This window comes from Novosphingobium acidiphilum DSM 19966 (assembly GCF_000429005.1).
Lineage (GTDB): Bacteria > Pseudomonadota > Alphaproteobacteria > Sphingomonadales > Sphingomonadaceae > Novosphingobium > Novosphingobium acidiphilum.
The window spans coordinates 1-25,241 of the sequence record NZ_AUBA01000010.1 but is presented as its reverse complement, the minus strand read 5'-3'; the positions used below and the strand labels follow the sequence as shown (position 1 = coordinate 25,241).

Below are 25,241 nucleotides of genomic sequence, written 5' to 3'. Positions count from 1 at the left end.
CCATGAACAGACCCCGTTCCATCGTCATCCTGACCGGTGCCGGCATTTCGGCCGAAAGCGGTATCGACACCTTTCGCGCAGGCGCCAATGGCGGTCCAAGCCTGTGGGAACAGCACCGCGTCGAAGACGTCGCCACGCCCGAAGCGTTTGCCCGCGATCCCGACCTGGTTCTGCGTTTCTATGACATGCGCCGCGCTGCGATCCAGACCAAGGAACCCAATGCCGCGCACCGCGCGCTGGCCCGGCTCGAACGCGAATGGGCAGGACCGGTCACGGTGGTCACGCAGAACGTCGATGATCTGCATGAACGCGGCGGATCACACGCCGTGATCCACATGCACGGCGAACATCTGAGCGCGTGGTGCACCGCGTGCGATGTCCGCACCCGTTGGACCGGCGCGCTGATCGACCGTCCGGCCTGCCCGGCGTGCGGCGCGCGCGCGCTGCGCCCCGATATCGTGTGGTTTGGCGAAATCCCCTATCGCATGGACGCGATCCAGACCCTGCTGGCCGATGCGGACCTGTTCGTATCGATCGGCACCTCGGGCGCGGTCTATCCGGCCGCCGGGTTTGTGCGGCTGGCGCGCGAACTTGGTGCGCAGACGCTGGAACTCAATCTGGAACGCTCGCAAGGGTCGGCGTGGTTCGACCAGACCCGGCTGGGCCCCGCCAGCGAAATCGTCACCGCCTGGGTGGACGAACTGCTCGGCTAGAGCACCGTGCAAACAAGTGGGCACCGGTTTTTTGCAACACACGATGCGAAAACAAAGGCGCGTGATGCGTGTTGCGTGTCAGATCAAACGCAACACAGATCAGGCGTGGCAGGTCCGGCATTCGGGGTCTTTGGGAATGCGCATCGTGCGCAGGCCTGGCGTCAGGCCATCGATCACGTGCAGCCGGCCCCATTGCGGATCGCCCAGCGTCGATACCCCCGCCGTGACCACGCGCAGCGCCTGCATCGCCGCAAAAGCTCCGACCATGCCGACCATCGCGCCCAGCACACCCTGATCGGCGCACGTATCGCAATCGGTGGCATCGAATGCATCGCCGACAAAACACCGGTAACAGGCCTGATCGGGCAGATGTCCGGCAAAATTGCCCACCTGCCCCTGGAACCGACCCAGCGCCGCGCTTGTCAAAGGCACGCCCAACGCCACACAGGCATCGGCCACCGCCAGCCGCGTCGCAAACGCATCGGTGCCATCCAGCACCACATCCGCCCCCGCCAGCAGCTGTGCCGCACTGCCCGCATCCAGCCGGACGCGATGCGCCACGATCGTCAGCGCGGGGTCAAACCGCGCCGCCCACCGCGCCGCGACTTCGACTTTGGGGTGGCCGATGTCGTCAGGCGCAAACAGCGTCTGGCGTTGCAGGTTCGACAGATCGACATCATCGTCATCGATCAGCGTCAGCCGCCCGATCCCCGCGCCCGCCAGATACTGCAGGGCCGGATTGCCGATCCCCCCCACCCCCACCAGCACGACATGCGCCTGCACCAGCCGTGCCTGCCCCGCACCGCCCAGTTCGGGCAGGACGATATGGCGGGCAAAGCGATCGAGACGGTCGGGGGTCATCGCCGGCAAATAGGCAGGAAGACGGGAATTGCGAAGGGCTTTTTGTACCTGCGGCACGGGCTTTGCGGCCGGCGCAGGTGCTTTCGCGCCTGCCGATGGTACAAAAAAGGCCCGGCCTGCACATCGCAAGCCGGGCCATTTTCAACGCAATCGCTGTCGTGTTACTCGGCCGCGATCCCCGCCGCGCCGAACATGTCGAGCGCCATTTCCGACATCGGTTCGATATTGGCCGCAGACTTCGCCTTGCGGCGGCCGTCGAACGCGCCCCACACGTCGTTCCAGCTGCCACGGGTGGCGGCCTTGGAATATTCGGTGGCGCGCGTTTCGAAGAAGTTGGCGTGTTCGACACCGTTGAGCAGCGGGGCGAGCCACGGCAGCGGGTGGTCTTCGATCATGTAGATCGGCTGGAACCCGAGCTGGCTCAGGCGCCAGTCGGCGATATAGCGGATGTAGCGCTTGATTTCCTTGGCCGACATGCCGGGCACCGGTCCCTGTTCAAAGGCCAGGTCGATGAACGCGTCTTCCAGCCTGACGGTTTTCTGGCAGGCATCGATGATGTCTTCCTTGACCGACTTGGTCAGGCACCCGCGTTCCTGGACGAACGCGTGGAACAGGCGGGTGATGCCTTCGCAATGGAGTGTTTCATCGCGGACCGACCACGACACGATCTGTCCCATGCCCTTCATCTTGTTGAAGCGGGGGAAGTTCATCAGCATGGCGAACGATGCGAACAGCTGCAGCCCTTCGGTAAAGCCGCCAAACATGGCAAGCGTGCGCGCGATGTCTTCATCGGTGTCGACGCCGAACTGCTGCAGATAGTCGTGCTTGGCCTTCATTTCCTCGTATTCGAGGAACATGCCGTATTCGCTTTCGGGCATGCCGATCGTGTCGAGCAGGTGCGAATAGGCCGCAACATGCACCGTTTCCATATTGGAAAACGATGCGAGCATCATCTTGATCTCGGTCGGTTTGAACACGCGGCCGTATTGTTCATGATAGCAATTTTGCACATCGATGTCGGCCTGGGTGAAAAAGCGGAAGATCTGCGTCAGCAAATTGCGTTCGTGATCGCTGATCTTCTGCGCCCAGTCGCGGCAATCTTCACCCAGAGGCACTTCCTCGGGCATCCAGTGGACCTGCTGCTGGCGTTTCCAGAACTCGTAGGCCCACGGATATTCGAAGGGCTTGTAGGCATTGCGGGCTTCGAGAAGGGGCATGGCAGCGAACTCCGGGAATTGCGTGTATGGTTTTACGCCAGATTGGGCGAAAGGGGAATCGCCCGGCAGGGCGAGCAGAAAATCATTTCCAGAACCAGCGAGGCGCCAGCGCACGGCTTGCACGGTTGCGCCACATCTGGATGTAAAGCCACAGGCCCGAACCGGCAAAGAACACCATGGCAAACCCGGACACTGTGGCAATCACCACGCCGACCGGACCAAAGCTTTCGCCCGAATGGAGATGATGCAGCAGACCGACCAGCGCCCGCGGATCACCGGGCTTTGGCTTGGGCCGGCACGAATAGTCGGGCGGACACACGAAGCCGGACGGGGGCGTTGCCGCGTGCTGACGGCCTTCGCCCTGCCCGAACAGCGGCACGATCTGGCTGAGCACGCCGGTCACCGCGATCCACAGCAGGAACACGCCAAAGCACACCGAAAGCCAGCGGTGCCATTTACGCATGGGACACCGCCGGATCGCGACAGGGCAAGAGGGTCATGATCAAAAGATCCATGATCGCAGGGTCCTTGCGCGCCATTACTGGCAGGCAAGGCACTCCTCGTAATCGGTCTGCTGCGTGTGCAGTTCGATCACCGGCGCATCGGCGGTGTTGTCGGCTTCGACGCCGCCGGCAAAGCCTGCGCGCTGCACCGATTTCGAGCGCAGGTAATAGAGCGACTTGATGCCCTTTTCCCATGCCTGATAATGCAGCATCAACAGGTCCCACTTGTCGACATCGGCGGGGATATACAGGTTCAGCGACTGCGCCTGGTCGATATAGGGGGTGCGATCCGCTGCGAATTCGAGCAGCCAGCGCTGATCGATTTCAAAGCTGGTCTTGTAAACCGCCTTTTCCTCGGGCGACAGGAAATCGAGGTGCTGAACCGAGCCGCCGCGTTCAAGGATCGAATTCCACACATTGGTGGAATCCTTTGATTTCGCCTGGAGCAGCTTTTCGAGATAGGGGTTCTTCACCACGAACGAACCCGACAGCGTCTTGTGCGTGTAGATGTTGGCCGGGATCGGCTCGATGCAGGCCGACGTGCCGCCGCAGATGATCGAGATCGATGCGGTCGGCGCGATGGCCATCTTGCACGAAAAACGCTGCATCACGCCCATGTCGGCGGCATCGGGGCAAGGTCCGCGTTCCTGCGCCAGCAGCAGCGAGGCTTCATCCGCGCGCGAAGCGATGTGGCGGAACATCTTGAGGTTCCACGCCTTGGCCATCGCGCTTTCAAAGCCGATGCTCTTTTTCTGCAGGAACGAGTGGAAACCCATCACGCCCATGCCAACCGAGCGTTCGCGCGCGGCAGAATACTTGGCGCGGGCCATTTCGTCCGGTGCGCGGTCGATGAAATCCTGCAGCACATTGTCGAGGAACCGCAGCACGTCGCCCACGAACTGCTTGTCTTCGTGCCATTCGTCCCAGGTTTCAAGGTTGAGCGACGACAGGCAGCACACCGCGGTGCGGTCGTTGCCGAGATGGTCGCGCCCGGTCGGCAGGGTGATTTCCGAACACAGGTTCGAAGTCGATACCTTCAGCCCCAGATCGCGATGATGCTTGGGCATGGTGCGGTTCACCGTGTCCGAAAACACGATGTAGGGCTCGCCCGTGGCAAGACGCACTTCGACCAGTTTCTGGAACAGGCTGCGCGCATCGACCTTGCTGCGCACGGTGCCGTCCTTGGGGCTTTTCAGTTCGAATTCGCGTCCGTCGCGCACCGCTTCCATGAAATCGTCGGTCAGCAGCACGCCGTGGTGCAGATTGAGCGCCTTGCGGTTGAAATCGCCGCTGGGCTTGCGGATTTCGAGGAATTCCTCGATTTCCGGGTGCGTGACGTCAAGGTAACACGCCGCCGAACCGCGGCGCAGCGATCCTTGCGAAATGGCAAGCGTCAGGCTGTCCATGACGCGGACGAAGGGGATAATGCCGCTGGTCTTGCCGTTCAGCCCGACGCTTTCGCCGATACCGCGCACTTTGCCCCAATACGTGCCGATGCCGCCGCCGCGCGACGCCAGCCAGACATTTTCGTTCCAGGTGGCAACGATGCCTTCCAGGCTGTCTTCGACCGAATTGAGATAGCACGAGATCGGCAATCCGCGCCCGGTGCCGCCGTTGGACAACACCGGCGTTGCCGGCATGAACCACAGGCGCGAGATATAATCATACAGCCGCTGCGCATGATCGGCATCATCGGCATAGGCCGCTGCCACGCGCGCGAACAGATCCTGGTAGTTTTCGCCAGGCAGCAGATAGCGATCGTCAAGCGTGTCCTTGCCGAACACGGTCAACAGCGCATCGCGCGACGGGTCGGTGCGGATATCGAACCGGCGGGCGTGAACCGCCTTGGAATCTTCCTGATGCAGGCGCGCCTGCGGCGCCACCAGCGCTGCCGTACCAAGATCCTTTGCCATCATGCCAAGCGCCTTTTCCGCGCCCGACAGATCGGCCCCGGCCTCGTCAAGGCCAAGTGTGCCATCTGCCGCGCCGCTATCACCAGTCCTGAAATCCACGCCACCATCCCCGAATGACCATGATCCCGGCATCCGGCCGGGTCCATGGCAAAGCTGTCATCTTGCACCGCGCCGTCATCCGACTCAGCGGGTTGGCCCCAGTGTACCATCACCCGGAACAAACCGTGAATCAAATTGCCGCCCCATACGGCCCCCGCGCCTGGCAACAGACAGGTTTCAGCGCCGACACCGCGGTGCCGCCACTGTTTCACGCCCCGTTGTCGAAGCATGCTGTCTGCAACTAGGTCTTGAGGTCCCCGGCCTGTGCAACCACTACCTATAGTGCCGGAACGCAGAAATGAGACAAGAGGGTAATACACGCAAGAGCGATTCGGTTCGTCGCACGCACGATTCGTTTCATCGTGATGACACCTGTTGTGCAGTGCAGCGACGCGTGGGGCGAGCGCCATTTCAAGCCCGAATTGCAGCGCCGCAAACAAAATTTCGGCCGGCTGACGATCCTGTGGACAAGGCGCCTGTCCAGACCCGCTGTGGCGATTATCCACAATTGCCACAGGGCCGCCGCTGCGGCGGCACGCGAACCCCGACCGGACCGGCCCTTCAGGGAACCAGAATCGTGTCCCGCGCGGCCGGATGGGTGGCAGGATAATCCTGGTTGAAATGCAGCCCCCGGCTTTCGCGACGCGCGCGCGCGCTCTTCACGATCAGGTCGGCGGTTTGCAACAGGTTGCGCAATTCGATCAGGTCGGCGGTGACGCGAAAATGGCTGTAATATTCGTGCACTTCGTTCTTGAGCAGCGTGATGCGGTGCGCCGCGCGTTCGAGCCGCTTGTTGGTGCGCACGATGCCGACATAGTTCCACATGAACCGGCGCAGTTCGGTCCAGTTCTGCTTGATCACGACCTCTTCGTCCGAACTGCCGACGCGGCTTTCATCCCATGGCCGGATCGGCGGCGGCGGCGGGAAATCGTCCCACAGCGCCAGGATGTCGCGGGCCGAAGCATCGCCGAACACAAAGCATTCCAGCAGGCTGTTCGACGCCAGGCGATTGGCCCCGTGCAGACCGCTTTCCGAACATTCGCCGACGGCATAAAGCCCCGGCAGATCGGTCCGCCCAGCCAGATCGACCAGGACCCCGCCGCACGTGTAATGCTGGGCGGGAACCACCGGAATCGGCTGACGCGTCATGTCGATGCCCAGCGCCAGCAGCCGTTCATGGATATTGGGGAAATGGGCGCGGACGAATTCCGGGTCCTTGTGGCTGATGTCGAGATGGACATAATCGAGCCCCAGCCGCTTGATTTCGTGATCGATTGCGCGCGCGACAATATCGCGCGGGGCCAGTTCGGCGCGCACATCAAACCGCGGCATGAACCGTTCGCCCGTGGTCGGCAGCAGCAAATGACCGCCTTCGCCGCGCACCGCCTCGGTGATCAGCAGGTTCTTGACCTCAAGATTGTAGAGGCAGGTCGGGTGAAACTGCATGAATTCCATGTTCGACACCCGCGCGCCGGCGCGCCACGCCATGGCAATGCCGTCGCCGGTGGCGCCACGCGGTGCGGTGCTGAACAAATACGTGCGCCCGGCCCCGCCGGTCGCCAGGATCGTCGATCGCGCCACGTGGCATTCGACGCGGCCCGTCGTCGCATCCAGCGCATAGACGCCCCACACACGCCGGCCCGCGGCACCATCGTCACCGCCATCGGCACGATGCCGGTCGGTCACCAGATCGATTGCCACGCTGTGCGGGCGCAAGGTGATGTTGGGATGCGCATGCGCGGCCTTGAGCAGCGCCTCCTGCACGGCAAACCCGGTGGCATCATCGACGTGGACGATGCGCCGGTGCGAATGCCCCCCTTCGCGGGTCAGGTGCAGTGCGCCTGCCTCTTCGTTGAACGGCACGCCCAGCGCGGCCAGCCGGCCGATCGCTTCGGGCGCATGTTCCACCACGAATTCGACCGTTTCGCGACGGTTCAACCCGCCACCGGCAACCATCGTATCGCGGATGTGATCCTCGAACGTATCGCCCTGGTCGAGCACGGCGGCGATCCCGCCCTGCGCCCAGGCCGTCGATCCGGCATCAAGCGCACCTTTGGCGAGCACCAGCACCTTCAACCGCTCTGCCAGTACCAGCGCCGCGGTCAATCCTGCCGCGCCCGATCCAACGATCAATACGTCATGGTCTGTCAAACTGGTCCGGCCTTCGCGATTGCAGCGGGCATTGCCCCCTGTGCCGCGACCTAGAGGGAATTACAGCATTTGGGAATCGCACTTTTTACGGCAGGGTCACGTAAATAGGGCAGTCAGGCCCGAAGCGCAAACTGCGGCGTCGCCGGAATTAACCAAAGATAAGTGTCGCCTTCGCGCCTGCACAATGATACGGATTGCATCATAAGTTTTTGACGAAAACGCGGGGACGATTCCCATGCACTTCGGTCGCCTGTCCTGTTTTTTCAACGCCCATAAACCCGTTCGACATTCGGTTGAATGGGACGGGCTGAACTATGTCGGCACATGCAAATCGTGTGACTGCACGATCCGGCGCGTCCGAAAAGGAGCCTGGCGCCGCCTAAGCGAATCGCTTGCGAAAAGTGCCGGTCAGAAAATCTGACCCGGTCACGCTGCGGCTATACGCGCGCAATTAACCATTCTGGCCCGCCGCGCCTTCGTCTGCCCGATCGTTTGACTGTGCGCTGGTCAACGATACGAACACATCTTCCAGATCGGCCTCGCGGGTTGTGACATCGACAATGCCACAGCCAAAGTCTTGAACCAGCGCCAGCACCTGGCCGGCATTGGTCTGGTCCTTGTCATAGGAGATTTCGAGTTGCCGGTCTGCGCCCAGCACGCTGCGGCGGAACAGGGGATGCTGCGGTGCAACCTCGATCGCGCGGTCAAGCGTCAGCACGACCACCTTTTCGCGGGCCATATCGACCAGTTCGCGAGTCGGCTTGTCGGCGATCAGCCGGCCATGGTTGATAATCGCGATGCGATCGCACAGTTCTTCGGCCTCTTCGAGGTAATGCGTGGTCAGAACCACTGTTACCCCGTCGGCATTGAGCTGGCGCACCAGTTCCCACAACTGCCGGCGCAATTCCACATCGACGCCCGCGGTGGGTTCATCAAGCACCAGCACGGGCGGGGCATGCACCATCGCCTTGGCAATCAGCAGGCGCCGGCGCATCCCGCCCGACAGCGATCGCGCATGGGCGTGCGCCTTGTCCGCCAGGTGCACCGCATCAAGCAATTCCATCGATCGGCGTCGCGACTGCGGCACACCATACAGCCCGGCCTGGATCTGCAGCACTTCGAAGGGCGTGAAAAACGGATCGAACACGATTTCCTGCGGCACGATCCCGATCGAGGCCTTGGCGTTGCGGCGGTCGTGATCGATATCGTGGCCCCAGATCGACACCGTACCCGAGGTCTTGACCACCATCCCGGCCAGCGTGTTGATCATGGTCGACTTGCCCGCCCCGTTGGGGCCAAGCAGGCCAAACACCTGGCCACGCGGCACATCGAGGCTGACGCCGGCGAGCGCCAGTTTGCCTTCCCCTTGCCCGGCGGGGGCGTAACGTTTGACGAGATCGCGGATGCTGATGGCGGAAATCTGTTGCATGGCTGCCTACCTGCCGTGCCGCGGGCCTCGCGTAAAGGCCGTACTGGCGCAGACAGCCGCTTGTCGGCGCACGGTGCGTTTGCTAGTTCGCCAAAGCCATGAACAACGCCCCTGAAACCACCTATTCCGCTTCGACCCGAGTCAGCTGCGACGGCGCCGGAAATATCCGTTCGACCGGCGGCTTCAAGCCATCGGCGCTGGGCCACCCGCGCGTCTGGCTGGAAATCGATGTTCAGGGCTATGTCGATTGCGGCTATTGCGACCGGCGGTTCATTCTCAAGGGCGGCCCCGCCGACGGGGCGAGCAGCCAGGTCGCCTGAAACGGTAGCATGCGCCGCAAAGCGGTCCTATAGACTGGGCCCATGACCCAGATTTCCGACCCCCGCGCCCTGCTTTATCGCCCTGGCCTGCTGACCCCGGACGATGCCCGCCGCCTGACCGCCGCAGCGCTTGGCGCGTGCGATGATGGCGAGCTGTATTTGCAATTCATCGCCAGCGAAAGTTTCGGCTTTGACGACGGGCGGCTGAAAACCGCCGATTATTCGCGCGATGCCGGGTTCGGCCTGCGCGGCGTGTCGGGGGAAATGACCGGCTTTGCGCATGCCAACGAGATTTCCGCCGCTGCCATCGCGCGGGCAGGCGAAACGCTGAAGCTGCTCGATCCCGCCAGCGGCAGCCCGGCGCCGCCGCCGCGGTCGAGCAACCGTCACCTTTACACCGATGCCTCGCCGCTCGATGCGGTGCCGTTCGAGGCCAAAGTGCGGCTGCTCGAATCGATCGATGCCGCCGCGCGTGCGCGCGATCCGCGGGTTGTGCAGGTTTCGGCATCGCTGTCGGGCAGCTGGTCGGTGATCGAGATCGTGCGCGCCGACGGGTTTGTCGGCCATGACATCCGCCCGCTGGTCCGGCTGAACGTCGGGATCGTGGTCGAACAGGACGGACGGCGCGAAACCGGCAGTTTTGGCCTGGGCGGGCGGCGGCTTTACGACGATCTGTTCACGCCTGAAACCTGGAACCGTGCGATCGACAGCGCGCTGGCGCAGGCGCTGGTCAATCTGGATGCGGTGGCAGCACCCGCGGGCGAAATGACCGTGCTGGTCGGCCCCGGCTGGCCCGGTGTGCTGCTGCACGAGGCGGTCGGCCACGGCCTGGAAGGCGATTTCAACCGCAAGGGCACAAGCGCCTTTTCCGGACGCATCGGCGAACGCGTGGCCGCGCCCGGCGTCACCGTCGTGGACGACGGCACCTTGGGCAACGATGCCGGTGGCGGCCGCCGCGGATCGCTGTCGATCGACGACGAGGGCACACCTACGCAGGAAAACGTGCTGATCGAGGATGGCATCCTGAAGGGTTACATGCAGGATCGGCTTAATGCGCGGCTGATGGGCGTGGCGCCGACCGGCAACGGGCGTCGCGAGAATTATGCCCATGCGCCGATGCCACGCATGACCAACACCTTCATGCGATCGGGCAACGACGATCCCGCCGAATTGCTGTCGCGGGTCAAGAACGGGATCTTTGCCAAATCGTTCGGCGGCGGCCAGGTCGACATTACCAGCGGCAAGTTTGTGTTCAGTTGCACCGAGGCGTACCGCGTCGAAAACGGGCGGATCGGCGCACCGATCAAGGGCGCGACACTGATCGGCGATGGCCCGACCGTGCTGACCCGGGTGCTGGGCATCGGCAACGACATGGCGATCGATGAAGGCGTCGGCATCTGCGGCAAAGGCGGCCAGAGCGTGCCGGCCGGCGTCGGCCAGCCAACGCTGCTGATCGACGGCCTGACGGTTGGTGGCACAGGGTAGAGTCAGCCGCGGTTCAGGTCGGTCATGAGACGGTTTGATCCGCATATGTGCAAAGGGTGTCCAGGATGATTCGCGAACATCACGCGCTGACAATCGCACTTGCCGCAACGCTGGCGATCGGCGCCGGCGCGGCTGTGGCCGATGCCAAGCCCCGGTTGACCGGTGAAGCCGAACTGGCCGACATGCTGAAGGATCGCGTGCCGGGCAAACCGGTCGATTGCATCGATCTGCCGATGGTCAGTTCATCCACCGTGATCGACAAGACCGCGATCGTCTACCAGATGGGCGGAACGTATTACGTGCAACGCCCGCGCTCTGGCGCCGAATCGCTCGACAGCGACGATGTGCTGGTCACGCGTCTGACCACGTCGGAACTGTGCAGCATCGACACGGTGCAGTTGCACGATCGCTCTTCGGGCTTTTGGCGCGGGTTTGTCAGCCTGGACAAATTCGTGCCCTATACCCGCCCGCGCAAGGTTGCGCCGTCGAAGTAGCGGCTTTGCAAGATCGGGCGGCCGCGGTTATGGCGCAGGCCATGACCTTGCGCCTTGCCACACCCGCCGACACCGAAGCACTTTCCGATCTGGGCCGCCGCGCCTTCACTGCCAAATTCGGCGATCTGTACAGCGCGGAAAACCTTGCGAAATTTCTGGACGACACCCACACGCCCGCAAAGGTCGCGGCACAGCTGGCCGATCCGGGAATGCGTGTCGCGGTGATCGAGGACAGCGGCGCGGTCATCGCGTTTTGCAAGATCGCGTTTGCCAGTACGTTGCCGCGCCACAGCGATGCGCGCGCGCCATTCGAGCTGAAACAGCTGTACACCGATCCCGATCGGCTGGGGCGCGGTCTTGGCGCCCGCCTGATGGATTGGGCGCTGGATCAGGCGCGCCATGCCGGTGCCGACGAATTGCAGCTGTCGGTTTATTCCGACAACCCCGATGCCCACCGGTTCTATGCACGCTATGGCCTGGCAAAGATTGCCGATATCACCTTTACAGTGGGTGATCATGTCGACCCGGAATTCATGATGGCCGTGAAATTGTGACAACGCATCAGGAGTGCGCCAGATGACCAAACGCGGTTCTACTACCCTGTTTCTGGCGCTGTGCCTGTCCGTGTTCGGGCCCGGTGCGTCCATGGCCCGGGCCGAACCGGCCACGCTGGATCTGGCAAAATATCGCGGCAAGATCGTGATCGTCGATTTCTGGGCGTCGTGGTGCGGCCCGTGCAAACAGGCGCTGCCGTTCATCGCGCAACTGTCGCATCGTTACCGCGCAGGCGATGTGGTGGTGATCACGATCAACGAAGAACGCCAGCGCACCGCCGGTGAGGCATTTATGCGCCAGGTCAAGTCGAGCCTGCCGGTGATCTGGGACAGCACGGGTGCAATCGGCAAAACCTGGGCGGTTAATGAAATGCCAACCACGTTGCTGTTTGACCGCACGGGGAAAATGCGCTTTCGCCATCAAGGCTTTTTCATCGAAAAGTCGGCTGAATATCAGACGCAACTTGATGCTTTGGTGAAGGAACACTGAAACGTCGCGGGAATATTGAAAAATCTCGGTAATTCAGCACTGGTAACCGATTTTCAACAATACCTGATCTATGCTATCCACGAACTGCCGATTGCTGATGGTGCCAATGTCGGCGCATTGGCAACAGGAAGGATAGCGGCTTTGTCCATGGATAGCGAAGGCCAGGATCCTCCGGGCGCGTCGGGCCCACCCGATGCGGGCAGTCCTGCGCCATCGGGCGCGGACTTGCGCGGCGCGCCGCGCTTTGCCCTATTGCTGCGCGTGGCGAAGCTTGTGGTCAACGGACGCGAACGGTTTTGCGTGATCCGCGATGCGTCTGCCACCGGGCTGAAAGTGCGCCTGTTTGCCCCGCTGCCCCATCCGGCCGATCTGGCCATCGAAATGGCCAACGGCGATCGCCACCGCATCGAATGCATGTGGAACGCCAACGATCACGCCGGATTGCGCTTTGTCGAACCGATCGCGCTGGATCGCCTGATGGACGAAGCCCGCGGCACCGGCCGGCGCCGCCATGTGCGGCTGCGCGTCACGTTGGCCGGGGTGCTGACGTCGGGCAAAGAGGCCGTGCCGGTATCGTTTCACGACATTTCACAACAGGGCGCCTCGTTCGACAGCGACAAGTGGCTGCTGATCAACGAGCTGATCAAGATCGAAACCGACGTGTTGCCGCCGGTCTTTGCCAAAGTGCGCTGGCGCAATCATCCCCGCTATGGCGTGATTTTCGAACAGACCTTCCAACTTGAAGACCTGGCGCGGCGCTGCGCCGATCTGCCCGCGCCCGACAGTGCGCAGCCCAAAGGCAAAACCGGCGGGCAGCAGGGCAACGCCACGTGAATTTTCGCAATTCCCTGTCGCAGCGTTAACCATCTCTTATCCAATTTCGTTCACCTCGGTTCCCAAGGCAACTGACCAGTTGAAGGGGCGAAAGATGGCGAACGAAGTTGACATGCAGACGACGAACGGCACTGCGCAATCACAATACGATGTCGACGTGGCGATCATTGGCGCAGGACCGGCCGGACTGACCGCAGGATATCTTCTTTCGCGCCAGGGCTACAAAGTCGCGATTATTGAAAAAGACCCGCATTATGTCGGCGGGATCAGCCGGACGGTCGAACACGAAGGCTATCGCTTTGACATCGGGGGCCACCGCTTCTTTTCAAAATCGCAGCAGGTCGTCGATCTGTGGAACGAAATCCTGCCCGACGATTTCATCCAGCGTCCGCGGATGAGCCGGATCTATTACGAAGGCAAATTCTACAGCTATCCGCTGCGCGCGTTCGAAGCACTGGGCAATCTGGGCATCCTGCGTTCGACTGCGTGCATGGCCAGCTATGTCTGGTCGCGCTTTTTTCCGATCAAGGACGTGCGCAGTTTCGAAGACTGGACCAGCAACCAGTTCGGCAAAAAGCTCTATTCAATCTTCTTCAAGACCTACACCGAAAAGGTGTGGGGCATGCCCTGCGACGAGATGAGCGCAGACTGGGCAGCGCAGCGCATCAAGGGTCTGTCGCTGGGTGCGGCGGTGATTGACGGGCTGAAGCGCAGCCTGGGCCTGAACAAGCGCCCCAACAACGGCATGCAGACCAAGACGCTGCTTGAAACGTTCCGCTATCCGCGCCTGGGGCCCGGCATGATGTGGGATGCCGCGCGCGACCGGATTGTCGAGGCGGGCAGCACCGTGCTGATGGGCCATGGCCTGAAACAACTGGCCAGCGACAGCCAGGGCGGCTGGCGCATGACCGCCACGCGCGCCGATGGCGGCGAAACCGTGATCCGCGCCGCGCACGCCATCAGCTCTGCGCCGATGCGCGAACTGGCCGCGCGCATGCACCCGCTGCCGCAGACCACGCTCGAAGCCAGCCGGCTGCGTTACCGCGACTTTCTGACCGTGGCGCTGAAGATCCGGTCCGAGGATCTGTTCCCGGACAACTGGATCTATATCCACGACAGCAAGGTGCGGGTCGGCCGTATCCAGAATTTCCGGTCGTGGTCGCCCGAAATGGTGCCCGATGACGGCGTCGCCTGTGTCGGCCTGGAATACTTCTGCTTTGAAGGCGACGATCTGTGGGCATCGACCGATGATGCGCTGATCGAACTGGCCACCAAGGAAATGGCGATCCTGGGGCTGGTCAGGCCCGAACAGGTGATCGGGGGCGCGGTGGTGCGCCAGGAAAAAGCCTATCCGGTCTACGACGACGAATATGCCGCCAATGTTGCGGCGATGCGGGGCGAACTGGAACAGGCCTATCCCACGCTGCACCTGGTCGGCCGCAACGGCATGCACCGCTACAACAACCAGGACCACGCGATGATGACCGCGATGCTCAGCGTCGAAAACATCATGGCCGGTTCGCGCGTCTATGACATCTGGTGCGTCAACGAAGATGCCGAATACCACGAAGCGGGTGACGAAGGCGACACCAAGGCATTGCCCAGCCGCCCCGGTCAGCGCACAATCAGCGAAGACAGCCAGGCCGCGCTGGACTCGGTTCGTGCCGTGCCCGAACGCGTGAAGAAGGACGGTCGCAAGGCCGCCTGAGCCGGAACAGGCCATGCGCCGGCCCTGATCCGGGCCGGCGTCTGGCCGTTTGCACCGGTATTTTTCCTTTTCTGCCTCCGTCGCACCGGGGCTGTTTCAGGCATGGTTGTTCGCTGATGGTCGGTATCCCGCTCAAATTTGCACCCGCCGCAACGCCGGTTCGGCTGGTCGGCCTGACCGGCGAAACGCGCGGGCAGGCATGGCCGCTGCGCGTGGTGATCATGTGGCTGGTGCTGGCGGCGATGTTGCTGATGATCAATGCACCGATGATCCGGGCCGAACGCTTCGGCGATCCCGACGATGCACTGCGGCTGATGCAAGTGCGCGATTTGCTGGGCGGGCAAAGCTGGTTCGACGTGCACCAGTACCGCATTGCCGCGCCCGAGGGCGTGGCGATGCACTGGTCGCGGCTGGTCGATGTGCCGCTGGCGGCGATGATCGTGATCCTGCGGCCCGTATTGGGCACGCCCATGGCCGAACTGGTGACCGCGGCAACCGTGCCGCTGCTGACGTTGCTGGCCGCGCTGATGCTGGTGGGGCGGCTGACTGCGAAATTCTTTGATGTCGAAACCGTGGGCATTGTCTGCCTGGTGACCGGCATCGGCGGGCCGCTGCTGTTCCAGATGACACCGCTGCGGATCGATCACCATGGCTGGCAGGTGGTGCTGTCGCTGGCCGCGCTCAATGGTCTGGCCGCGCGCGATGGGCTGCGCGGTGGTGCGGCGATCGGGCTGTCGCTGGCCGCCTTGCTGGCAATCTCGATCGAAGGCCTGCCGATGACAGCGGTGTTTCTGGGCGTGCTGGCGTTGCGCGGACTGACCACACGCGGCGGGCGGGGCTTTGCCGGGCTGGCCTCGGCCAGCGCGGTGCTGGCGCTGGGCAGTGCGGCGATCTTTGCCGGCACACGCGGGTTTGGCGATCTGGCCACGCATTGCGACCAGGTTTCGCCGATTCACCTGGCGCTGTTTGCCGCCGTGGCGCTTGGCACGGCGGCGCTGGTCGTCCTGGCGCCGCGCCGCTGGCCGGTGGCGCTGGGCGTGCTGGGTGCGACCGGTGCGGCGGCGCTTGCGCTTTATCTTGGGGTTGCGCCGCAATGCCGGGGCGGCGCTTTCGTGGCGCTTGACCCGATGGTCTACAAATTTTGGTACGAAGGCGTCGCCGAAGGCATGCCGTTCTGGCACCTGCCGCCGGTGATCGCGATCGAAACCGTGGGCGTTCCGCTGATCGGACTGGCTTCGATCGCGGTGCTGTGGCGCGATGCAACCAGTGCGGCCGAACGGGCCTGGTGGCGCGATCATGCGCTGGTGCTGATGGGCGCATTTCTGATCGGGGCCATGCTGGCGCGTGCTTCGGCCACGGCCTGCGGGATTGCCGCAGTGCCGACGGGCGCATTGGTGCTGCGCTGGATCGTGGCCTTGCGCACTGCGCCGCTGCTGCGCCGCGTGGTTGGCTATGCCGGCATTCTGCTGATGCTGATGCCACCGCTGCCGGTGGTGGCGTGGACCCGGCTGACCGCACAGGCCACCGGCAATGCGGCTGCGGCCGGGATGCCTGCGGTATCGCAATGCAGTTATCCGATTGCCGCGCGCGCGCTGGATACCCTGCCCGCGACCGACCTGTTCCTGCCGCTGGACATCGGGCCCGACATTCTGGTGCGATCGCACCAGCGTGTCGTCGCCACCGGTCATCATCGCGGCGCGGCGGGCATGCACGATGTGATCGCGGCGTTTCTGGGCACGCCCGATCAGGCCCATGCGATCATCACCCGGCGCCACGCCACGATCATTGCCGTGTGCCCCGACATTCCCGAACCGGCCAACTACCGCTATTACGCGCCAAACGGCTTCATGGCGCAACTGCTGCGGGGCAAGACCCCGCCCTGGCTGCAGCCGGTCAACCTGGCGCCAGGCAGCCACATGCTGTTCTGGCGCGTCAAAGGCTGACGTCAGGCCCCCACCGGCGCAACATCGACCGACATCGTCATCGTCTGGCCCGCACCACCGTGGAACACGCCGTCCAACGGCGCGACATCGGCATAGTCACGGCCCATCGCGGTAAAGATGTGGTCAGATCGCGCCAGCGTGTCGTTGGTCGGATCGAACCCGACCCAGCCAAGTTCGTCACCGCACCACAAGTTGGCCCAGGCATGGGTGGCATCGGCCCCCACCAGCCGGGGCTGACCTGGTGGCGGAATGGTGCGCAGGTATCCGCTGACATACGCCGCGGGAATGCCGTGCGCGCGCGCAGCCACGATCATCACATGGGCAAAATCCTGGCATACGCCATGGCGCGCCTGGAACGCCTCGTCGGGCAGGGTACGCGTGGTGGTGGCGCCGCCGTCATATTTGAATTCGCGATGGATCGCGCGCATCAGCGCGCAACCGGCGGCAAGCGCACCCTGCTGCGTCGGAAAGAACCGCGCGGCCCAGGCGGCAATTGCCGGCGAACTGGGCGCCATCGGCGAAGGGTAAAGATAGCTGGCCGGACCCATCGCGGTCAGATCCCGGCTGCACGCGGCGCGTTCGCGCACATGGGCCACGGTCGGTCCGCCCATCACCGGATCGATCGCATCGGCATTGCCCCCGACATACATCGCCGCGATCAGCGAAGGCTCGGACACTTCGACGCGAAACCGGGTTTCGATGCGCAACCGCGACAGCGGTCGGCGGATGGTCAGGCGGCTGCGGTTGACAATGAACGGGCCGGATTCCTCCTGGATCGACCACGGCGCCGGATCGATTGCCAGATTGAACCGTTCGAGCAGCTGCCCCGGCCATGGCGCCGGGCGCAGGCGCAAGTTGAACCGCGCCAGCCGCACCGGACTGGCATAGGTCATCGTGGTCAGATTGCGGATATCGTAGATCATGCCAGCAGGCTGTCACCGCCGACGCTGCGGCTTTTTTCGTATTGCAGGAAATAGCGCGCAGCGATCGTGTCCGACAACGCCAGCAGGCGCGCCTCGGTGTCCTTCAGCAATGCGGCATCGAATGCCTCGATTGTCACCGCGCGCAACGGGCCCTGGATCGCGCGCGCCTCCAGCAACGGGGCCTCGGGCATCATGTCTTCGGTCAGGCTGGGCAATGCGGCGATATGCGCGCAGATCGCATCGACCTGAAACATCAGGCTGCGCGGATTGTCTGGATCGAGCAACAGGATATCCAGCACCGGATCGCGGCGCGGCCCGGCCAGATAGCGCGCGCGATAGGTGATCTGGCTGTCCGACAGATCGAGCAGCACGCCCAGCGCCTCTGCCGGGTCCTCCGCGCTGCCCAGGCCCAGCATCTCGACCATGCCGCAGATCGCCAGCGCGCGTTCAAGCCGGCGCCCCAGGTCGATGAACCGCCACGACGGTCCGCGATGAAAATTTTCCGCCAGCATGCCCGACAGCGCGCTCGACCGTTCGATCAGTTCGCGCGCAACACGCAGCAGCGCGCCCGGCCGGTGCGAATCAAGGCTGGGCAGCGGGCGGCTGACAATCCGCCAGAAATCGGGGGTAAAACGATCGCGCAAAGTCAGTCCGGCGGCGCGGAACCGCGCCAGAATTGTGCCAACCCCGCCCGGCAGGGTGTTTTCCGACAGCGCCGCGCGCGCCAGCTGCACCACGGGCAAGCGCGCGGTGGCCGGCGTGATCGCGCCCCAATCGACCAGCAGTTCGCGCAGCGCCGCCACGGTTTCGGGATTGCTGCCGGCGGCGGCATCGACTTCGATCATGCTGCCCAGCACCGCCCGGATGACGCGCAGGGTGATTTCCGCGCGTTCGACATAGCGCGCAAACCAGAACAGGTTGTCGGCGGCCTGGCTGGCCAGGATGCCGCCGCCGCGCAGCACTTTGGGCGCTTCGGCAATGCGCGAGGGCGCGGCAAACGACGGGGCGGCATCGTCGACGATGCACACATCGGCCGACATGTCGCCTTCGCCCAGCCATGCGCCCAGCGCCCCCCCGGCGCCGTTGCCCGATGACGACAGCCGGGCGAAGCCGCCGGGCATCACGGTCCATTCGCCATCGCTGCCACGCGCCACAAACGCGCGCAGCGTGAAGGCGCGCGGCGCGAAGTGTTCGTCGATCAGCGCCGGCGTGGTCGCCTGGGCCAGGATTTCGTGCCCGCAATAATCGAGCGGCCGCCGCTCCATCGCCGACAGCAGGTTGGCGCGACTGATCCGCGACAGCGTTCCGGCCGCCAGCCCGCGCCCGGCAGGCACGCCTTCCACCTTGCGGCCAAACGCCGATACCACCATCAGATCGTCTAGCCGGTCGCGCAGGATCGCCGCCTGTTCGGGCTGTCCACACCACCAGGTCGCGACATTGGGCAGGATTGGCGCTTCACCCCGGACGGTTTCGCACAGCCGCGGCAAAAATGCTGCGAAGGCCGGTGATTCAAGCACCTCGGCACCCGGTGCGTTGACCAGTTCCACACCGCCGCGCAACCACGCCTCGAACCCGTCGGGCACGCCGATCTCGCTGCGCGAATCAAAGGCCAGCGGGTCAAGCGCATTGGTATCGATCCATCGCCACAGCGCGTCGATCCGTTTGGGCCCGGCAATCGTGCGCACATAGAGCCGGTCGTCGCTGACCGTCAGATCGCGCCCTTCGACCAGCGGAAACCCCAGATAGCGCGCCAGATGCGCCTGTTCGGGATAGGACTGGTTGAGCCGGCCCGGGGTCAGCAGCGCAATACGCGGCGCCTCGCGCGTGCAGGCGCGCGCCATGCCGCTGCGCATTTCGGCAAAAAACTGCGCCAGCCGCCGCACATGGTTGTCGTTGAGCAGCGCGCCGGTGCTGCGCGACAGCGCCAGCCGGTTTTCCAGCGCATGGCCGATGCCATTGGCCAGCCGCAGCCGATCGCCCGCGACATGCCATTGCCCGCCCGGCCCGCAGACCAGATCGGCGGCATAGACCGTTACGAAATTGCCCGCCGCGGTGTCGCGCGCACGGATCACGTTGCGCGCGAAAAACCGGCTGCCGGCAACCAGCGCCGCAGGCAGATGCCCGTCGGCCACCAGCCGCTGTTCGCCGTAGATATCGGCGGTGACGGCCTCGATCACTTCGGCCCGCTGGATCAGCCCGCGTTCGATCGCCGCCCATTGCGAGGCGCCGATCACCAGCGGCATCGGCGACAGCGGCCAGGGCCGTTCCTCGGCCTCGCCGGTCATGCGAAAGCTGAGACCGAGCTCCTGAATCTGGCGTGCGACCATTTCGGCCACCGGAATTCCCGCCTCTTCGCGCAAGGCGACAAGCCCGCCGGCCATCGCCTGCCAGCGCGCGGCCAGATCGGGCGGGGCAAGCCGGAACAGGTCAAGCGCATCGGCGCCGACCGGATAGTCCTTCAGCCGCGCCCGGGCCGGTGGGGATGCAGGTCTGGTGGCCAAAGCTGCCGTTCAGACCCGGACGGGTCGGCGCAGATCGAGCGTCATCGGAAATTCCCCCGGAAATTCGGACGGCAGTGGCGCCATCGCGCCCGGAGTATGGCCGTGCGGGATAAATCGGGCAAGCCGCCGCGCTTCGGCCTCGTACGCATTGACCGGCACTGTGTCATGATTGCGCCCGCCGGGATGCGCGACGTGGTAAACGCAACCGCCCAGTGATCGCCCCGACCACAAATCGATCACGTCGAATGTCACCGGCGCCTGCGGGGGCATCTGGGGATGCAGGCAATTGGCCGGCATCCAGGCCTTGTACCGCACCCCGCCGACGCCTTCGCCATCGATGCCGGTGGGCGTCATCGGCACCCGCCGGCCGTTGCACGCAATCACGTGGCGCCCCGCGACCAGCCCGGTGGCGCGCACCTGCAGACGTTCGGTGGACGCGTCGACATAGCGCACGGTGCCGCCGATCGCGCCGGTTTCGCCAAGCACATTCCACGGTTCCAGCGCATGGCTTATTTCCAGACCGACCCCGCCCGCCTCGATCGTACCATGCACCGGGAAACGGAACTGGCGCTGCGCTTCGAACCAGACAGGATCAAAATCGTACCCCGCCGCGCGCAGATCGCCCAACACGTCAAGGAAATCGGTCCAGACATGATGGCCCAGCATGAACCGGTCATGCAATTGCGTGCCCCAGCGCACCAGCGGCCCATCGCACGGCGCCCGCCAGAACCACGCGACCAGCGCGCGGATCAGCAATTGCGCAGCCAGCGACATGCGCGGCTCGGGCGGCATTTCAAAGCCGCGGAATTCGACCAGGCCCAGCCGTCCGGTCGGACCATCGGGCGAAAACAGCTTGTCGATGCAGATTTCGGTGCGGTGGGTATTGCCCGTCACGTCGACCAGCAGATTGCGCAGCAACCGGTCGACCATCCAGGCCGGCGGCGGCGTGACCGACGGGTGGGGGATCTGCGACAGCGCAATTTCCAGCTCGTACAGGGCATCGTGCCGCGCCTCGTCGATGCGCGGGGCCTGGCTGGTCGGGCCGATGAACAGGCCTGAAAACAGATAGCTGAGCGACGGATGCCGCTGCCAGTACAGCACCAGCGATTTGAGCACGTCGGGCCGCCGGATGAACGGCGAATCGAGCAGGCTGGGCCCGCCCAGCACGATATGGTTGCCCCCGCCGGTGCCGGTGGCGCGGCCGTCGATCATGAATTTGTCGGCGGTCAGCCCGACCTGTGCCGCGCATTCGTACAGACCCTGCGTGATGGCGACCGATTCGCGCCAGGTGGCGGCGGGCTGGATGTTGACCTCGATCACGCCGGGATCGGGCGTGACCTTCAGCACCATCAGCCGGGGATCGGGCGGCGGGGGATAGCCTTCGATCCGTATCGGCGTGCCCTGGTGTTCGGCCACCGCTTCGACACTGGCGACCAGATCGAGCCAATCCTCCAGCGTTTCGACCGGCGGGATAAACACGCACAAGTGATCGCCGCGCGGTTCCACCGTGATTGCGGTGCGCACCGCGCCCTCGATCGCGGTCTGTTCGGCATAGCCTTGCGTGCCGGCCCCCTGGGTTTCAACCGCAACCGAACGCTGCGCCGGTGCGTCGCGCGCCTGTTGCCCGCGTTCGATCACGTGCGCGCGCACATCGGGCAAGGGGCCGCGCGGTTCGGCGGTGTCGCGCGGATGGATATAGGGGTAATCGGCCGGTGCAACATAAGGCAGCGATCCCAGCGGCAGGCGATAGCCCAGCGCCGCATCGCCCGGCATCGCAAACAGCACCCCGCGCCGGACGCGCCAGCGTTCGGATCGCCACTGGCGCGCCGGATGCCGGGCCGAGGCCTGCCACCACGCCTGGATCGGCAGGACATAACCGACCGGCCGGGTCAGTCCGCGCTGAAATGTGCGCATCATCCGCGCGCGTTCCTCGGGATCGTCCAGCCTGGGATCGGTCGGCGCAGCATTGTCGGGCAATTGCGCCTCGCGCACGATCCATTCGACCGCATCCTCGTAGACGGGCTGGGCAAAATCGACATCGACCCCCAATGACCGTGCGGTTGCGTGCAGGAACCGTTCGGCATCGCCGGCATCGACGCGCGTGTCGGGCGCGACATCGGGCAGGGTGCTGCGCGCGATCAGCCGCGCATCGTTCCACACCGGCACGCCATCCTTGCGCCAATACAGTGAATAGCCCCAGCGCGGCAGGCTTTCGCCCGGATACCATTTGCCCTGCCCGTGGTGCAGCAGCGATCCCGGCGCAAACCGGTCGCGCAACAGCCGGATCAGCCGGTCGGCATAGACCGCCTTGGTCGGGCCAACCGCCTCGGCATTCCATTCGCCGGCCTCGAAATCGCCGTCGCGGACAAATGTCGGCTCTCCGCCGATGGTCAGGCGCACATCCTGCGCCGCCAGGTCGACATCCACCGCGTCGCCCAGCGCCATCAGCGCATCCCAGCGCGGGTCGGTGAACGGCTTGGTTATGCGCACCGCCTCGGCAATGCGCGACACCTCCATCGCAAAGGAGAAATCGCTGTCGACCGCCTCCATCACCGCGCCCTCGATCGGCGCGGCAGAGCGGTAATGCGGCGTGGCGCACAGCGGAATATGCCCCTCGCCGGCAAACAGCCCCCAGGTCGCATCCAGCCCCAGCCAGCCGGCGCCGGGCATGTACACTTCGGTCCAGGCGTGCAGATCGCACACATCCTGCGCCACGCCGCGCGGGCCATCGACCGCCGCCACATCGGGGGTCAACTGGATCGAATAACCCGACACGAACCGCGCGGCAAAACCCAGATGGCGCAGCAATTGCACCATCAGCCAGGCCGAATCGCGGCATGATCCGCTGCCGATTTCCAGCGTTTCTTCGGGTTCCTGCACACCCGGTTCCAGGCGGATGACATAGTCTACGGCCTGGTTCACCGCCTGGTTGATCGCCACCAGAAAATCGATCGTGCGTCCGGTGGACCCGAAAAACCGGTCGAGCAATGCGGCAAAACGCGGTCCTTGCGGCTCTGTTTCAAAACAGGCGGCCAGATCGGTGACCAGCCGGTCATCATAGGCAAAGGGATAGGTTTCGGCGTAGACCTCGACAAAGAAATCGAACGGGTTGATCACTGCCAGCTCTGCCAGCAGATCGACCTCGATCGCAAAATGATCGACAGGATCGGGAAACACCACCCGCGCCTGCCAGTTGCCGAACGGGTCCTGCTGCCAATTGATGAAATGGTTGGCCGGGCTGATTTTCAACGCATAATTGGGCACCGCCGTACGGCTGTGCGGCGCAGGGCGCAGGCGGATCACCTGCGGCCCCAGCCGGACGGGCCTGGCATATGTATAACGGGTGAGGTGGTGCAATCCGGCCTTGATCATGGATCGGGACATTGCGCGATTGCAGAGCCCGCCGCAACGACGAATGGATGGGCGGTCTGCGGCCGATACACCCTTGTTGCAACCCGTTCGCGCGCCGCAATGTCAGGCACCGTCCTGCTTGGGCTTTGGCCCACGCTTTTGCGGCGCAAGCGTCATGCCGGCGCGGGCCTCCATGGCGGCGATCCATTCGGGCGAGCCGACAGGGCGCCCGATACGCTCTGCCTTGCGCAAGGCGGCATACGTCGGCGCCTCATCGAATTCCTGCCCAAGGAATGCGGCAAAATCACCGACCCGTTTCAGCGCGGGCGCGACACTCGGCAACGTGATCGTTTTGCCCCGCGATCATGGCGCGGGTGCTGGACCACGGCCAGTCCTGCGCCTTGCGCACCAGTCCCGCGCGCACCGGATTGAGCGCGACCTAGCGCAGTGCGGTGACAAAGTGCGCCTCATCCATGGCCACAGAGCCGTACCGCCCATGCCACAAATGCCCCGTGGTGCGGCGGCGTGCATTGATGAACCCGGTATAGCGGCGATGCAGATCGCCAAAGGTGCGCCACAAACCATCCTCGTCCTGCGGGCAAAGGATGATGTGCACGTGGTTTGGCATCAGGCAATAGGACCAGATCTCGACCCCGGCGCGCTCCGCGCCATCGGCCAGAAGATCAAGGCAAAGTGCGTAATCGCCATCCTCGAAAAATGTCTGCTCGCGGCGGTTTCCACGCTGCGTGACATGGTGCGGAATGCCGGGCAGAACCATTCTTGCGAGACGTGACATCCCCCTCCATCACACCTGCCTTCTCAATGATGCAATAAAGGGGTTTTCGCACCTGTCACGGTAATTCCCTGACCTCCCACAGGCGGGGGTTCAACTCGCTATACAGCAATGTCGGCGTGTCCGGCGAAGTATGCAGCCATGTCACCTTGATGTATTTCACTTCACCGGCACCTTTCAGCTTCTAAGAAGTCTACCTGTCAAATCCAGGGGCGCTTCATTCGGGATGACATAAACGCCCGCACGGCCTTCCACCGCTCCCAAGCCAGTCGCGTCGATCTCCACATAATGCGTAAACCTACTACCTTGGAACGGTTGGCCGAGGAAGTCGCGCGACAACTCGGCGGGTGTTCTGGTGCCAGGGACGATGTCCGAAACATACTGTCCGTTCCCATATCGAACGTCCTTGGTTCCTACTTCCCACAATGATGGATTGAGAGAGTTGCTGTCGGTGATCCCCGCTACACCTGCTTCATTCGTGTAGTGATACAGGACTTGACGGCCTGCCGCGCCTCCTTCGCCAACGGCTGCTGTCTCTGCGGCAACAGTATTTTAAGGCTTAGAATTACGGTGACGCTGCACTTAATTGTCCCTCGGTTTTGGGGTTGCGGTGACACTTTACCAGGGGTTGCGGTAACACTTTACTAGGCGGCGTGGACAAATTTGAGCCAGTATCTGGCTGAGGCGATATGGACCATGCTGAGGAAGCTTTCTGCAAGCTGATCGTAGCGGGTAGCGATGGCGCGGTTGATTTTCAGGCGCCCGAAGAAGCGTTCGATGTGATTGCGTTCCTTGTAGAGCGTGCGATCATGTTCGACTTTAATCCGGCGGTTTGAGCGACCCGGGATGACGGCTTGGATGTTGCGATTGGCAAGATCGGCTCGGATTGCGTCTGCGTCGTACCCCTTGTCGGCCAGGAGCGCCTTTGGTGCTCGTTCCGGCAATGCAATCAAAGTGTT

The 25,241-nt window shown here is 63.8% G+C and carries 23 protein-coding genes; 9 read left to right on the top strand and 14 right to left on the bottom strand.

Translation table 11 applies throughout. The features are described 5' to 3' along the window. Nucleotides 1–2: 2 nt before the first annotated feature. Nucleotides 3–713 carry an NAD-dependent deacylase gene (locus tag G404_RS0110195; RefSeq protein ID WP_028640986.1) on the top strand — a complete coding sequence of 237 codons (711 nt, stop codon included), beginning with the start codon at nt 3–5 and terminating at the stop codon, nt 711–713. Nucleotides 714–812: 99 nt separating this feature from the next. Here the strand turns inward: G404_RS0110195 and G404_RS0110190 are convergent, their stop codons facing one another. The 6 genes from G404_RS0110190 to G404_RS18765 all read right to left on the bottom strand — a co-directional run bounded on the left by G404_RS0110190 (nt 813) and on the right by G404_RS18765 (nt 8,886). Beyond that, nucleotides 813–1,574, bottom strand: coding sequence for a HesA/MoeB/ThiF family protein (locus tag G404_RS0110190; RefSeq protein WP_028640985.1), 762 nt, complete (start codon nt 1,572–1,574; stop codon nt 813–815). 161 nt (nt 1,575–1,735) lie between these two features. Next, nucleotides 1,736–2,791: a ribonucleotide-diphosphate reductase subunit beta gene (locus G404_RS0110185; RefSeq protein ID WP_028640984.1), complete on the bottom strand. Its 1,056-nt coding sequence runs from the start codon at nt 2,789–2,791 to the stop codon at nt 1,736–1,738. 82 nt (nt 2,792–2,873) lie between these two features. Continuing rightward, nucleotides 2,874–3,254 (bottom strand): PepSY domain-containing protein, encoded by a 381-nt coding sequence (locus G404_RS0110180; RefSeq protein WP_028640983.1) that lies wholly within the window; start codon nt 3,252–3,254, stop codon nt 2,874–2,876. Between the two features lie 75 nt (nt 3,255–3,329). Beyond that, a complete protein-coding gene (locus tag G404_RS0110170) occupies nt 3,330–5,339 on the bottom strand; it encodes a ribonucleoside-diphosphate reductase subunit alpha (protein WP_425411630.1) in 2,010 nt (669 codons plus the stop codon). Between the two features lie 528 nt (nt 5,340–5,867). Continuing rightward, complete coding sequence (nadB, locus tag G404_RS0110165; protein WP_028640981.1) at nt 5,868–7,457, bottom strand: L-aspartate oxidase; 1,590 nt, start codon at nt 7,455–7,457, stop codon at nt 5,868–5,870. 451 nt (nt 7,458–7,908) lie between these two features. Next, complete coding sequence (locus G404_RS18765; protein ID WP_051280514.1) at nt 7,909–8,886, bottom strand: ABC transporter ATP-binding protein; 978 nt, start codon at nt 8,884–8,886, stop codon at nt 7,909–7,911. Between the two features lie 98 nt (nt 8,887–8,984). On the opposite strand from G404_RS18765, the gene G404_RS0110155 reads away from it, so the two are divergent. The 8 genes from G404_RS0110155 to G404_RS18750 all read left to right on the top strand — a co-directional run bounded on the left by G404_RS0110155 (nt 8,985) and on the right by G404_RS18750 (nt 16,714). Then, nucleotides 8,985–9,206 carry a zinc-finger domain-containing protein gene (locus G404_RS0110155; protein WP_028640980.1) on the top strand — a complete coding sequence of 74 codons (222 nt, stop codon included), beginning with the start codon at nt 8,985–8,987 and terminating at the stop codon, nt 9,204–9,206. Between the two features lie 42 nt (nt 9,207–9,248). Further along, nucleotides 9,249–10,691, top strand: coding sequence for a metalloprotease TldD (gene tldD, locus G404_RS0110150; RefSeq protein ID WP_028640979.1), 1,443 nt, complete (start codon nt 9,249–9,251; stop codon nt 10,689–10,691). A gap of 65 nt (nt 10,692–10,756) precedes the next feature. Next, nucleotides 10,757–11,185: a hypothetical protein gene (locus G404_RS0110145; protein WP_028640978.1), complete on the top strand. Its 429-nt coding sequence runs from the start codon at nt 10,757–10,759 to the stop codon at nt 11,183–11,185. 41 nt (nt 11,186–11,226) lie between these two features. Then, nucleotides 11,227–11,739: a GNAT family N-acetyltransferase gene (locus G404_RS0110140; protein WP_028640977.1), complete on the top strand. Its 513-nt coding sequence runs from the start codon at nt 11,227–11,229 to the stop codon at nt 11,737–11,739. Nucleotides 11,740–11,761: 22 nt separating this feature from the next. Further along, nucleotides 11,762–12,229: a redoxin family protein gene (locus G404_RS18760; protein WP_051280512.1), complete on the top strand. Its 468-nt coding sequence runs from the start codon at nt 11,762–11,764 to the stop codon at nt 12,227–12,229. Between the two features lie 147 nt (nt 12,230–12,376). After that, nucleotides 12,377–13,063 carry a PilZ domain-containing protein gene (locus G404_RS18755; RefSeq protein ID WP_084601234.1) on the top strand — a complete coding sequence of 229 codons (687 nt, stop codon included), beginning with the start codon at nt 12,377–12,379 and terminating at the stop codon, nt 13,061–13,063. 94 nt (nt 13,064–13,157) lie between these two features. Continuing rightward, entirely contained in the window at nt 13,158–14,771 is a 1,614-nt protein-coding gene (locus tag G404_RS0110125) for an NAD(P)/FAD-dependent oxidoreductase (protein ID WP_245584483.1), read from the top strand. Between the two features lie 116 nt (nt 14,772–14,887). Continuing rightward, nucleotides 14,888–16,714: a hypothetical protein gene (locus tag G404_RS18750; protein ID WP_245584482.1), complete on the top strand. Its 1,827-nt coding sequence runs from the start codon at nt 14,888–14,890 to the stop codon at nt 16,712–16,714. Between the two features lie 2 nt (nt 16,715–16,716). On the opposite strand, the gene G404_RS0110115 is transcribed toward G404_RS18750, so the two are convergent. The 8 genes from G404_RS0110115 to G404_RS0110095 all read right to left on the bottom strand — a co-directional run. Further along, nucleotides 16,717–17,637: a transglutaminase family protein gene (locus G404_RS0110115; protein WP_028640975.1), complete on the bottom strand. Its 921-nt coding sequence runs from the start codon at nt 17,635–17,637 to the stop codon at nt 16,717–16,719. Further along, complete coding sequence (locus G404_RS0110110; RefSeq protein ID WP_028640974.1) at nt 17,634–20,138, bottom strand: circularly permuted type 2 ATP-grasp protein; 2,505 nt, start codon at nt 20,136–20,138, stop codon at nt 17,634–17,636. Before G404_RS0110110 ends, G404_RS0110115 begins: the two co-directional genes overlap by 4 nt. Nucleotides 20,139–20,147: 9 nt before the next feature. Continuing rightward, nucleotides 20,148–23,510 (bottom strand): transglutaminase family protein, encoded by a 3,363-nt coding sequence (locus tag G404_RS0110105; protein ID WP_028640973.1) that lies wholly within the window; start codon nt 23,508–23,510, stop codon nt 20,148–20,150. Nucleotides 23,511–23,612: 102 nt separating this feature from the next. Beyond that, nucleotides 23,613–23,831: a hypothetical protein gene (locus G404_RS20740; RefSeq protein ID WP_211230767.1), complete on the bottom strand. Its 219-nt coding sequence runs from the start codon at nt 23,829–23,831 to the stop codon at nt 23,613–23,615. A gap of 97 nt (nt 23,832–23,928) precedes the next feature. After that, nucleotides 23,929–24,285, bottom strand: a complete 357-nt coding sequence (locus G404_RS20735) for a transposase (RefSeq protein ID WP_211230766.1) — start codon at nt 24,283–24,285, stop codon at nt 23,929–23,931. 55 nt (nt 24,286–24,340) lie between these two features. Next, nucleotides 24,341–24,430, bottom strand: a complete 90-nt coding sequence (locus tag G404_RS20990; RefSeq protein ID WP_425411634.1) for a hypothetical protein — start codon at nt 24,428–24,430, stop codon at nt 24,341–24,343. Between the two features lie 29 nt (nt 24,431–24,459). Continuing rightward, entirely contained in the window at nt 24,460–24,774 is a 315-nt protein-coding gene (locus G404_RS20985) for an HYD1 signature containing ADP-ribosyltransferase family protein (RefSeq protein WP_084601232.1), read from the bottom strand. 152 nt (nt 24,775–24,926) lie between these two features. After that, nucleotides 24,927–25,241: transposase (locus G404_RS0110095; RefSeq protein WP_156906270.1), on the bottom strand; the 315-nt coding region annotated here is incomplete at its 5' end.